This window comes from Spongiimicrobium salis, from assembly GCF_043678055.1.
Taxonomy (GTDB): domain Bacteria; phylum Bacteroidota; class Bacteroidia; order Flavobacteriales; family Flavobacteriaceae; genus Spongiimicrobium; species Spongiimicrobium salis.
On sequence record NZ_JBHEQA010000001.1, the window covers coordinates 717,796 to 730,520 of the forward strand.

Consider the following 12,725-nt stretch of genomic DNA (forward strand, 5'->3'; position numbering starts at 1 on the left):
TTATTCGTCTCTAAGTGCTACAATTGGTTTAATACGAGCGGCCCTTCTTGCCGGAATATACCCAGCAATGGCACCACAAATAATCAATAATATCGTAGCAAAAATGGCTACTTTGATATCTATATATGGATTCGTGATAAAATAATCATCTTCCAATGAGGTGCCTATGGATTGTAATCCCGCAACACCCAGTACCATTCCAAGAAAACCAGAAATCGTGGTAATAAAAACAGACTCCAACAATACTGTATTGGTCACATTTCTTGGTGTGGCCCCTAAGGCTTTTCGAATTCCAATTTCTTTAGTTCTTTCTTTCACCACGTACAACATTATATTACTGACGCCAATAACCCCTGATATGATTACGGCCAATGCAATACAGGATATGATAATTTGCAATACTCCAGCAAATTGTTGATTTTGCTTTAATTGCTCGGCGATATTTCGAATAAAAATACCATTGGGGTCTTTAGGGCTAATAACTTTCTTGCTCCTTAAATATTTATCCAAGCTTCTTTCAAAAGCTAAAGATCCTGTATATCCAATTTCTGGTTTAAAAGCTAAAATAATCTGATCTATCTTATCCGTATTTCGTTCGATCAACTGCCTGGTGGTATAGGGAATATAGATATAACGCTCCTCATTATCTCCTCCATCATCTTGAAAAACCCCTATCACCTTAAAAGCACTGCCACCGATATCTATAAATTCGCCAATGCTACTTTCTCCCTTAAAAAGGTCTTTTTCCACCAATCGCCCAATAACAGCATATTTGGTTTTTTCCTGAATATCCGTTTCATTCAGGTAACGCCCTTTCATCATTACGGTCTTTTCGGCAAATTGATGTGCCGGGCCTACGGCTCTTGTAGTATAGTTATCGGACTCTTCTTTATATTTTACCAATGCCCCCCTAGATATTCGTGGGGTAATATATTCCATGAAGAAGGCGAAGTTCTTTTCGATATCTTCCAAGTCCTCATTTTCAAATTCAATACGCCTATTGGCCTTAAAACCTTTATAAGGCACTGTTGTTTGCCCCGGAAAAACAAAGAATACATTCGTGGCATCGTCTCCAAAAAACTTTTGAAACGTATTTTTTAAACCATTCCCCATTCCAAAAAGCCCAACAAAAATCAAAATCCCCAAAGCAACGGAAAAGCCCGTAAGAAAAGTCCGTAACTTATTTTTTTGGATGGTTTCGAAAATCTCTTTCCAAGTATCTCTATTAAACATATTGTGATGCTCTTACTTGATCAACTTTTTTATCTTCAACAATCACCCCATCTTTTAAATGTACGATACGCTTGCACATTTGGGCAATATCTTCTTCATGGGTTACTACCAAAATGGTATTCCCTTGATCATTGATATTTTGAATCAAATCCATCACTTCATACGAAGTTTTACTATCCAAAGCCCCTGTTGGCTCATCGGCCAACAATACTTTTGGTTCTGCTGCCATGGCCCTAGCAATGGCCACCCTTTGTTTTTGACCTCCGGAAAGCTCACTGGGTAAATGCCCTGCCCATTCTTTTAAGCCTACTTGATCCAAATACTTTAACGCTTTTTTTTGGCGTTCTTTTCTACCTACTCGTTGATAGTACAGGGGGAGTGCCACATTTTCCATAGCACTCTTGTAATTGATCAAATTAAACGATTGAAATACAAATCCTAAGAATTTGTTCCTGTATTGCGCCGCCTTCGTCTCATTTAGGTCTCTAATGGGAACATTGTCCAAATTATATTCCCCAAGGTCTGCCACATCCAACATTCCCAAAATATTCAACAATGTAGATTTTCCCGAACCCGAAGATCCCATAATAGCCACCAATTCTCCTTCTTCAACAGAAAAATTGATTCCCTTTAATACATGGAGAGAGTTACTCCCCATCTTATAAGATTTGTGAAGGTCTTTAATTTCGATCATGGTCAGTTATATTAGTCATTTTTAGTCTTGCCCAGATTTATGCCATTAAAACTCGCATGGCAAAATCCAGTTATATGACTCCCTTATCTTTGAATTGTTACAAGCTTATTTCTAAATAATTTGTTAAAAAGCGCTTAAAAAACAATCCGTGCTTTTTTCAGCGCCCATAGAACTTGCCCGAATACAAAGAGCCCGCCTACTATTGCGGGCCCTTAACTGACCAATTTACTAACCAACTAAAAATTGACAATTTTTTAAAACATAGCTATTTTATGCTTCAATACTTGAAGTTTACTCTTAATATAGGTCCATAGCAATAGTATGAACAGCATTAGATAGTGACCTGTTTTAAGCAGGAAAAGATAGCATTGCTCCCGTATGGAAATGATGACGATTTGTCTTTCGGGTATTTTGAATCTTGTAGGAACCTTATTCATCCTATTATCTTTAATAACTTCCCAGAAGACATTCGCCAAAATAAACAACATAAAGGCACTCAACATCCATGCTAAAATGCGCCATTCGGCCGTATCCCATGAAGTGTTTCCCGGAGTTGTCATCTTGTATTTATCTATATATCTTATCATAGTACAGTATTGTTCTCTATTGCATATTAAAATTTGCGCACCATCCATGTCATTACCAAAGCCACTCCTACGGTAATCCATATAAAATCTAATTGTAACCTTATTAATGTTCTTAGATCAAGATTCGTGTAATAGGCCATGGATACCAATACACAAACACATAGTAAAATGACCAAGTGTAACACAAATCGTAGGACAAACTTCAGTTTGGCCCTTAAACCAAATCTTTCTTTATACACTTTTATCTTTTTTTTTAAACAAGACGGGCGAACATTAGGTTTGAACTAAAATTTATTTTGATTTTCATAACTCAGCCATTTAAAGGATTGACTATTTTCAGCATGTTCACTTGTGCTATTGTTTTTTTGATGAGATAAAACTATTTTAGAAATACCTATAAATCAAGCCATCATTGTCACAATTCATGAATTTAGAGTCCTTTTTCATGAATTTGGAGGGTTCTTATCTTCTGCCAAAAAGTATTGGACTTCATAAGAAAATAGTATATTTAGGGATTGTCATAATCTTACAGTAAATGAAATTAATGCAAGCGAAAAAAATCCCCTATACTCCCTTTACCTCCTATTGTCTTCGCCTTCCCACTTTACCTTTTGATTTTTTAAAAGACTTGACCGCTCCGACCACTATTAAAGATTCGGTTTTAATAGAAAAGTTTGAAATTCCCCTTGTGCAAGAAGCTATTTTTTTAGCTTCTCCCGAATTTTACACGCAAATTGTAAAATGGAGTCAAGGGGCTATAAAAAATGAAGGAAAACAGGAGCGCATACGTCATTCTTTGTTAAAATACCTTAGCAGAATGGCCTCACGTTGCACGCCTTTTGGGTTATTTGCCCATTGCAGCACGGGAAAATTGGCCGAAGAGCGCAAAATTGAACCCTTTACCAGCGAAACATATACCAAAGTAACACGGTACGACATGCATTTTCTGGTATTATTTTCCAATTACCTAGCACAAAAACAACATATCCAGCCGCAACTACTGTTCTATCCCAATTCCTCTTTGTACCAAATTGGAGATCGCTATCGCTATGTGGAATATCAATATGAGGGAAAACGCCGTATACATAGTCTGGAATCTGTGCTATGCTCCCCTTATCTGGAAAATATCATTGCCGCTGCTTCAAAAGGGGCCAAATTGGAAGAGCTGTCCCAAGTATTGGTTGAGATGGATATTGATGAGGAAACCGCAGCTGGTTTTATACAAGAATTGATAGAAAATCAAATCCTGCAGAGTATTCTGGAGCCTACTTTGACAGGAGATGATTTTTTGAATCAATTGGAACAGAAACTCGAACCATTAAAAGATGTTTCAGAAGAACTTTCTTTAATCCAAAGCATGAAAAAGCACCTTGTTGCTTTAGATCAACAGGTCGGGAACCCCATTGACTCCTATCAAGATGTTCGTGAACTTATAGATTCTTTGAATATTGCGGTGGACCATAAATATTTGTTCCAAACGGATCTGTTTTCTGCTACTAAGGAAAACACATTGGGCAAGCAAAGCTTGGAAAAGATTAAAGAAGGGATTGTTTTTTTAAATACCATATCCAATCCTCCCTCGAATGAAAATTTAAATCGTTTTAAATCTGCTTTTATTGAACGATATGAACACGAAAAAGTACCCCTATTACAGGTCTTGGATGTGGAAACGGGCATCGGTTATATCCAAAATCCCAATTCCGTGGAAGCTACGCCTTTTCTAGACGATTTGATTATTCCCCAAGGAGAAGATACCAACATTCCCCAATTCTCGTGGTCGCCATTGCAAGGCGTATTACATGCCAAGCTTCGTAATTTTTCACACACTAAAGCAACTAGTATTGAATTGACCGACAGCGATTTCGAGAAACGGAAAACTGATTGGAAAAATGCCCCAGACACAGTAGCTTCTCTCATTGAACTCGTTAAAATCAACAATACGAACTATGTCTCCATGAGTCATCTAGGTGGTTCCAGTGCGGCTAACCTCATTGCCCGTTTTAGCTATGGAGATAAAGGCTTACTGCGGCTGGCCCATGAGATTACGGCCAAAGAAGCCGAGATGCATTCGGATAAAATCTTGGCAGAAATCATTCACTTACCAGAATCACGAACAGGCAATGTTTTACGAAGACCGCATTTACGCGCTTTTGAAATTCCCTGCTTGGGCAAATCAGATATGCCCCTCGACCAGCAAATCCCATTGTCCGACTTGGAAGTTTCTGTGACCCATGAACGTATACGACTATATTCCAAGCGACATCAAAAAGAGGTAATTCCTAAATTGACCAATGCCCATAATTACAGTTATAATGCCCTTCCGGTGTATCATTTTCTCTGTGATTTACAACAGCAACACCGGCAGCATTACGGCTTCTCTTGGAGTTCCTTTTTTGACCAATATGATTTTTTACCTAGAGTGGTTTACAAGCATATTATCTTGGCAAAAGCACAATGGCGTGTAAAAAAAGAGATGATTCGCGCCAGTATAGAGAGTACTAAAACACAAAATTTCCCTTCCAAAGAATTTCTTTCCTGGAGGCAGCGGTATAACATTCCACAATGGGTACAATTGGTAGATGGTGACAATACGCTCACGGTGAATCTCGATAATAAAAATTCTACCCTTATGTTATTTGAAACGGTAAAAAATAGAAATCGCTTTGTATTGGAAGAGTTTTTGTTTGCCGATGATACCGTAGTAAAAAATGATCAAGGAAACTATGCCAATCAAATACTATTGGCATTTCATAAAACAGCTTTAAATTCTGACATGAACCTATGATACAACGAAAATTTATTTTGGGAGAAGAGTGGTTGTATTACAAATTATATTGCGGTGCCCGAACGGCGGACCACCTCCTCTCAACACTTATTTTGCCTGTAACAGAAAAGCTTTTGAACGAAAATCATATTGAGCAGTGGTTTTTTATTCGATATGCCGATCCAAAACCGCATTTACGATTGCGTTTTAAACTTAAGGAGATTTCAAGTATTGGTAGCGTTATTGCAGCAATGAAAACGGAGACCTTGCCCTATATCCATGAAAAACGCCTGTGGAAAATACAAACGGACACCTACGCCCGCGAATTGGAACGTTATGGCAATACCACCATGGAACTTTCCGAAACTTTGTTTTTTCACGACAGTATCCTCATCACTAAGGCTATGGATCTAGTGGAAGATGATGAATTGTATTTTTTGTTTATGCTGCGATGTATTCGCAGTTTTGTACAGGCTTTTTCTTTTTCAGCGGAAGAAGAACTGCGTTTTTATCAAAAGAATGCTCTTGCCTTTAAGGAAGAGTTTAAAATGGATAAGTCCTCCAAGTTGCCTTTGGATAAAAAGTACCGTGGACTTCGTAAAGAAATTGATCAATTTTTATCTTCAGGAGCATCAGAATATGCGCCGCTTTGGGAATTATTGAAAGCCAGGGACACTCACATTTCAAAGGAGATCACAACCTTATTGGATAAAAATAAGGAAGGGACATTGGAAGTTCCGATCCAAAGTTTAATGAGTAGTTACATTCATATGTGCGTCAACCGGGCTTTTCGCGGGAAACAGCGTTTTTATGAACTGGTCATTTATGATTTCTTGGAACGTCATACCAAGTCTAGTATCAAACGAAAAGTGGTGGTTTAATAATTCTATTTTTTTCCTTACTTAAAAAAACTATTTCAAGATTTTATATCTTCAACACCGATACACAAAACCGTGCCTAAAAAATTTCCTTTCCATAAACAATTAGATGCTAAAGATTGCGGGCCCACAGCCTTAAAAATTGTGGCCAAGCATTATGGAAAAGCCATTGCTATTGAACATTTACGGGATTTGGCGGAAACGACGCGAATTGGAAGTACCTTGCAAGGCCTGACCAATGCCGCAGAAGATATTGGATTACGCACCTTACCAGCAAAAATAGATTTCCTTCAACTGAAAGAAGTGCCTTTACCGGCTATCCTTCATTGGAACAAAAATCACTTTGTGGTGCTCTATAAAATAAAGAAGGACACCTGCTATATTTCGGACCCCGCGCATGGCCTGATCCACTATTCCAAGGAGGAAGTTTTGAAACATTGGATGGGCAACAATGCCAAAGAAACTTCAGAAGAAGGAGTAATATTGCTATTGGAGCCTTCCCCCGAATTTTATGAGAATGAATTTGACACCAAGGAAGACCGATTGAGTTTTCGTTTTTTGTCCAAATACCTTATCAAATACAAACGTTTTCTCTTTCAACTCATTTTTGGGTTGTTAGCAGGAAGTTTGCTGCAGCTTATATTTCCCTTCCTTACCCAAAGTGTAGTGGATGTGGGCATACGCAACCAGGATATCAATTTTATCTATCTTATTCTCGTTGCACAATTGTTCTTATTTCTTGGAAAAACCGCTGTTGAGATTATCCGTAGTTGGATCTTATTGCATCTGAGTACCCGAATCAACATCTCTTTACTCTCTGATTTTTTTATTAAACTGATGAACCTACCCATTGCCTTTTTTGACACACGACTCACAGGCGATATTTTGCAAAGAATAAATGATCATGAACGGGTAGAACGCATCTTAACATCTTCTTCCCTCAATGTATTGTTTTCCTTGATCAATCTGTTTGTTTTTGGAGCAGTACTGGCTTTTTACAACCTTTTGATCTTTGGTATTTTTGTGTTGGGAAGCCTCCTCTATTTTGGTTGGATCATTATTTTCCTGAAAAAGAGAAGAACCCTGGACTACAAACAATTCTCTCAGGTAAGTCAAGAACAAAGCAAGGTAATTGAATTGATCAATGGCATGCAAGAAATTAAATTGCACAATGCTGAAAAGCAACATCGATGGGAATGGGAACATTTGCAGGCACGACTCTTCAAAATTTCTATGGAAGGATTGGCTTTGAATCAATATCAGAGTGTTGGATCTGGCTTTATCAATGAGTTTAAAAATATTATTATCACGGTATTGTCGGCTAAATTGGTCATCGATGGAGAAATCACCTTAGGGATGTTGTTGGCCATTTCATATATCGTAGGGCAATTAAACTCTCCTATTGCGGAATTGATCGGCTTTGTACGGGAACTACAAGATGCCAAAATTTCCCTGGAACGCCTTTCCGAAATTCACAATAAGGACAATGAAGAAAATCCCGGCCAGCAGCGTGCTGCTATTCCAGACGATGTAGATATTCATTTGGAACATATTGCTTTTCGCTATCCGGGTACCAGTACGCTGGTTCTTGAAGATGTAAACTTAAGCATCCCACGGAATAAGGTAACAGCTATTGTGGGGAGCAGTGGTAGTGGAAAAACAACGCTAATGAAGGTGCTCCTCAAATTTTATGCTCCTCAAAAAGGGAACATTGCTATTGGGAATACTCCTTTAGAGACCCTATCGCATCGCGGTTGGCGAGATGCTTGCGGAGTGGTCATGCAAGAAGGCTATATTTTTAGCAATACCATTGCCAAAAATATAGCGGTGGGAGAGGATTATATTGATAAGGAACGATTGGCTTATGCGATTGATATTGCCAATATCAAAGAATTCATTGAAGAATTGCCTTTATCCTACAATACTAAAATAGGCATGGAAGGCATGGGCTTGAGCACAGGGCAAAAACAACGTATCTTAATTGCACGAGCCGTCTACAAAAACCCTGAATATTTATTTTTTGACGAAGCTACTTCTGCTTTGGACGCCAACAATGAAAAACATATCATTCAGAAATTAGATTCCTTTTTTACGGATAAGACCGTGGTTATTATTGCCCATCGACTAAGTACGGTAAAAAATGCCGATCAAATCGTGGTTTTGGAACATGGAAAGGTCATTGAAGTGGGAAACCATGAGAAATTAACCCAACTAAAAGGCGCTTACTACAAACTCGTCAAGAATCAATTGGAATTGGGCAGTTAGGATAAAGAAATCTTATCCCGGAGCTTTATAGACGAACATTCATTTCTCGCTTGTTCACAAATATATTCTTCCCTAAAGTATAAAAGAAGTAACGTGTTAGTTTAACCCTCTTTTTACAAAAACGCTGAAAGCGATATAAGGCATTTGCCAAGAAACGACGAGATTTTGATTGTTGCACAGGAGATTCTAAAACCAAGGTTAGGATGATTAAGGAAATCAGCACTAAGGTAATATATACAAACTCTGACCATTGATAGGATTCAAAGACGCTATCATGGGGTTTGCACATGGCAAATTTATCAATACACAAAAACATATAGTGGTGGCTCATTATATTATTAGTGTCATTAACATCAAAAATGTTACCAAACTGTATAATTTTTGTAAAAAATTTATACTTTCTTTATCACTTTTTAAGAAAATAAAGTGATATGATAAACACCTTTTAACAGCAAAAACAGTGGTAATATATTGAAACGCCTCTAAAGTATATCCTATAGTTTTATTAAAATTCCAAAAATTGAATATTATTAATTAGTTATTCTCAACCTCATCAGGAACCACTTTGTTCCATATTTTTATTTTGTCTTCTGCGCTTAATCCCGATTTCACCTCTACGTAAATCCCGTCGCTGATACCTAATTCCAATTCCTTACGCTCAAACTGTTGCCCTGCAGTAGCCACTTCTACATAAGGCTTTTTTGTTTCATCATCATATTGCACCAAGGCTTCTTTAACCGCCATTACATCATCTACTTTCGCTAAAATAATAGAGGCATTGGCACTAAGACCAGCTCTAATAAATATGGAATCTTGTTTTTTTAAGGTGCCCTTAATCTCAAATTGAATTGCTCCGTTCTCGGCCTTGCCTTTTGGGGCGATATAATCCAAGACCGCATCAAAAACTGCATTCTCTATGGCCCCTACCGTAATCTCCAAGGGAAGATTCTCACTGATTTTTCCAACTTCCGATTCATCCACCTTCCCTTCAAAAATCATCTTATTTACATCGGCAATGGCCGCAATGGTTGTCCCTTCATTAAAATTATTGCTTTCAATAACCTGATTTCCCACTTCTACAGGAACTTCCAAGACCATTCCGCTTACCGTAGCCCGTATCTGCGTATTTGCTGCATTGCCATAACCACTGGTCGTTCCCGTCTTTACAATATCATAACGCTTATTTGCAGCTCCATAGCCCTGCTTTGCTTGATCATAACTTACTTGGGCACGTTCCAGGTCTACTTTGGATATCACTCCTTTATCAAACAAACTCTTCTGACGTTCCAAGTTTCGGCGTTGATCATCTAGAGCAATGCGTGCTTCGTCAATCGCATTTTTAGAATCGTTCAATGCATTGAGATTTGGTACTACTTTAATTTTTGCCAATAGATCCCCAGCTTTTACAAAATCTCCTCCTTCCACATATACTTCCTGAATCACTCCTGAAATATTAGGTTTTATCAAGACTTCTTCCAAAGGCAGAATACTTCCGGTAGCTACCGTTTTTTTTATGATGGTTCTGGTAGAGGCCGTTTCCGTTTCGTATACTACCGGGTCTTCACTATTTTTTGAATATAAATAGTACATGGACCCGCCAAAGACAACGACGATCAGGAGTAAGATGAGTATGGTTATTGATTTTTTCATGGCTCGTATTTTATATGCTGTTCTGGTTGTTATTTATTCATTATTATTCTGTTCTCAGGGCGTCTATGGGGCGGACCTTAATGGCGCTTTGTGCAGGAATGAATCCGGCCAGGAGACCCGACACAATCAAAATTACCAAGGCTCCGGCAACCACTCCCACACTGACACTGGGATTTAAAAACATATCTACAGGGCCTACAGAATCCAATAAAGCGTTCACTCCATAGATAAACAAGGCTCCCATAATAATTCCCGTCATTCCTGAAATTAAGGTCAGGAATACGGATTCCATTAAAATTTGAAGTTTAATGGACCAAGGGTCTTCCCCTAAAGCCCGTCTGATTCCTATTTCTTTAGTGCGTTCTTTAACTACGATCAACATAATATTACTCACACCAATGATTCCTGAGAGCAATACCAATATGCCCACAAAATAGGCTACCAATCGCAATGCTCCGAATAAGCTTTCCACCCGATTGTACTGCTTGAAGAGGTCGAAAAAACCAACAGCCCGTTGATCTTCGGGGTGGACCTTTCTATTTTCTTTGATGAGATCCACAATTTGTTCGGACAGCTCGGTAATGGAGGCTCCATCTGTAGCTGTAATAGCCATTCGCTCTACATTATCTCCTCTATTAAATGCCTGGGAAAACGAAGTAAAGGGTACAAAAATCTCTTTTTCCCCTTCGTCTCCGTCTCCATCATTAGTTTTTTTCTTGTAGGTGCCGACTACCATGAAATTTACCCCTTGTATTTTGATAAAAGTCCCTAGTACCTCCTCTCCCTTCTCATACAATTCATTTTTAACACCATTCCCTATAATGGCAATCTTCCGCTTTTCTTTAATATCACTATAGTTCAAAAAACGTCCGGAAGTGATGGTCATGGGGTCTTGCTCAATAATTTCAGGATAGTCCCCAAAAACATTGTACGCCCCAGCTTTTATTCCTTTGATGACATTATTACCTCCTCTAAAACCTCCCAAACGATTTCTAGGGGAGATAAACCTAAGGTGTGGTACATTGTCCCTGAGCGCCTGTACATCCTCTATCTTAAAGGAAAATCTACGGCCTTCGGGCAAGCCTTTATAGGCCTTTGAGGTGGGTCTTGTCCACATAAACATGGTATTGGTAGCAATATCCCCGAAGTCCAATTTCACCCCGTTTTCCAAACCTTTTCCAGCTGCCAATAAAATAATAAGGATAAGGATGCCCCAAAATACACCAAAAGCGGTCAGCAATGTTCGAAACACATTACTGGTCAACACTTCTATAATTTCTTTCCAACGATCTCTGTTGAACATTTTTGACGGTATTTAGTTGGTTCCGTTATTCGTCGCGCAATGCTTCTATCACTTGTATTCTAGCTGCTCTCCAAGCTGGAAAAAAACCTGCTAAGGTACCCGCAAAAACAAGTACCATTACGGTGGTAAAAGCGATATTAAAATTTACGGAGGGGTTTACGATATAATCTACTTCTATCTGTGGTCCAAAAATTTCTAAGAGTCCCATACTAAAAATTAGGCCTGAAAAACCAGCGATAGCCGTTACAAAAATAGCTTCATGTAATATCATGCCGATAATGGACCAGGGCTTTGCACCTAAGGCCTTACGAATACCAATTTCCCGGGTTCGTTCTTTTACTACGATAAGCATAATATTGCTTACCCCCACAACGCCGGCAATAATGGTACAAATACCTACAAACCAAAAGAAAAATTTGATATTTCCGATAAGGCTATAAAATCGCTGTGCGTCTTCCATGGAACCGGAAATTCTCAAGGCACTACGATCATCAGGCGAGACGGTATGCGCTTTTTGCAGGTAAGTCCCCAAAATTTTCTCAAAATTCCGGAATTTGGTCACGGCTTCATTGAAGTTTTCCGAAGGGGGAAGCGTGTAGGCAATTCCACCTATCCTATCCGCGCCATTAAATACGGTTTGAGCTGTAGTAATCGGTATAAAAATTCGCTCTTCTTCCCGTTCTCCTGCCCCATCACCATAAACACCCACAATTTTAAAAGGAATATTGGAAATTTTAATGAATTCGCCGATAGGGGTATCTACATCTTCAAATACATCTCGCTTGATTTTATTTCCGATGATGGCTACCTTAGCGCTATTTTCTTCGTCTAAATAACTGATATACCTACCTTCCGACAAGTATTCATTTTCTATAAATTGAAATTGATGGGAAATTCCTCGAACCCCATATACTAGGGATTCTTTCCCATAAATAACGGTGGTATTAGGCACAAAAAAACGAGGGGATTGGTACTCTATTTGATTTCCGAGCAAGGTAGCTGCGGTTTCGTAGTTTTCATTTCTGAATTGAATCCTTCTTCCTGGATTAAGTCCGCCGAATTTCTTTGTAGTAACCCCTCCACGCACCCAAACACTGGTAGCGGCATCTTGTTCGAACTCCTGAGCAATACCATTCTGCATGCCCTGACCAAACCCTAATAAGATAACGAGGATAAAAATTCCGGAGGCAACAGATAATCCCGTAAGAAACGTTCGTAATTTATTTTTACGAATCGTATCAAAGATCTCTTGCCATCTTTCAATATCGAACATGTTGATTGTATGATTGATGAATGCACAATACAGCGTATAGCGCATTCATAAGACGGCACATTCAGCGGATTGTTACAG

The 12,725-nt window shown here is 38.7% G+C and carries 9 protein-coding genes; 3 read left to right on the plus strand and 6 right to left on the minus strand.

Annotated elements, in window-relative coordinates; translation table 11 throughout:
* The 3 genes from ACEXOE_RS03325 to ACEXOE_RS03335 all read right to left on the minus strand — a co-directional run bounded on the left by ACEXOE_RS03325 (position 1) and on the right by ACEXOE_RS03335 (position 2,514).
* Positions 1-1,233, minus strand: a complete 1,233-nt coding sequence (locus ACEXOE_RS03325; RefSeq protein WP_394747304.1) for an ABC transporter permease — start codon at positions 1,231-1,233, stop codon at positions 1-3.
* On the minus strand, positions 1,226-1,927 hold the full coding sequence (locus ACEXOE_RS03330; RefSeq protein ID WP_394747305.1) for an ABC transporter ATP-binding protein: 702 nt from the start codon (positions 1,925-1,927) through the stop codon (positions 1,226-1,228). Before ACEXOE_RS03330 ends, ACEXOE_RS03325 begins: the two co-directional genes overlap by 8 nt.
* Positions 1,928-2,181: 254 nt before the next feature.
* Complete coding sequence (locus ACEXOE_RS03335; protein WP_394747306.1) at positions 2,182-2,514, minus strand: hypothetical protein; 333 nt, start codon at positions 2,512-2,514, stop codon at positions 2,182-2,184.
* 535 nt (positions 2,515-3,049) lie between these two features.
* On the opposite strand from ACEXOE_RS03335, the gene ACEXOE_RS03340 reads away from it, so the two are divergent.
* From ACEXOE_RS03340 to ACEXOE_RS03350, 3 genes are all read left to right on the plus strand, one after another.
* A complete protein-coding gene (locus ACEXOE_RS03340) occupies positions 3,050-5,299 on the plus strand; it encodes a lantibiotic dehydratase family protein (protein ID WP_394747307.1) in 2,250 nt (749 codons plus the stop codon).
* Positions 5,296-6,159 (plus strand): thiopeptide-type bacteriocin biosynthesis protein, encoded by an 864-nt coding sequence (locus tag ACEXOE_RS03345; protein WP_394747308.1) that lies wholly within the window; start codon positions 5,296-5,298, stop codon positions 6,157-6,159. Before ACEXOE_RS03340 ends, ACEXOE_RS03345 begins: the two co-directional genes overlap by 4 nt.
* 72 nt (positions 6,160-6,231) lie before the next feature.
* Positions 6,232-8,421 (plus strand): peptidase domain-containing ABC transporter, encoded by a 2,190-nt coding sequence (locus ACEXOE_RS03350; protein ID WP_394747309.1) that lies wholly within the window; start codon positions 6,232-6,234, stop codon positions 8,419-8,421.
* 534 nt (positions 8,422-8,955) lie between these two features.
* On the opposite strand, the gene ACEXOE_RS03355 is transcribed toward ACEXOE_RS03350, so the two are convergent.
* From ACEXOE_RS03355 to ACEXOE_RS03365, 3 genes are read right to left on the minus strand one after another with little or no spacing between them, the layout of a single operon-like run.
* The gene (locus tag ACEXOE_RS03355) at positions 8,956-10,071 is read right to left on the minus strand and encodes an efflux RND transporter periplasmic adaptor subunit (RefSeq protein ID WP_394747310.1); all 1,116 of its coding nucleotides are present in this window, start codon (positions 10,069-10,071) and stop codon (positions 8,956-8,958) included.
* 43 nt (positions 10,072-10,114) lie between these two features.
* Positions 10,115-11,374 carry an ABC transporter permease gene (locus ACEXOE_RS03360; RefSeq protein ID WP_394747311.1) on the minus strand — a complete coding sequence of 420 codons (1,260 nt, stop codon included), beginning with the start codon at positions 11,372-11,374 and terminating at the stop codon, positions 10,115-10,117.
* Between the two features lie 25 nt (positions 11,375-11,399).
* Positions 11,400-12,647, minus strand: coding sequence for an ABC transporter permease (locus ACEXOE_RS03365; protein WP_394747312.1), 1,248 nt, complete (start codon positions 12,645-12,647; stop codon positions 11,400-11,402).
* Between the last annotated feature and the right edge of the window lie 78 nt (positions 12,648-12,725).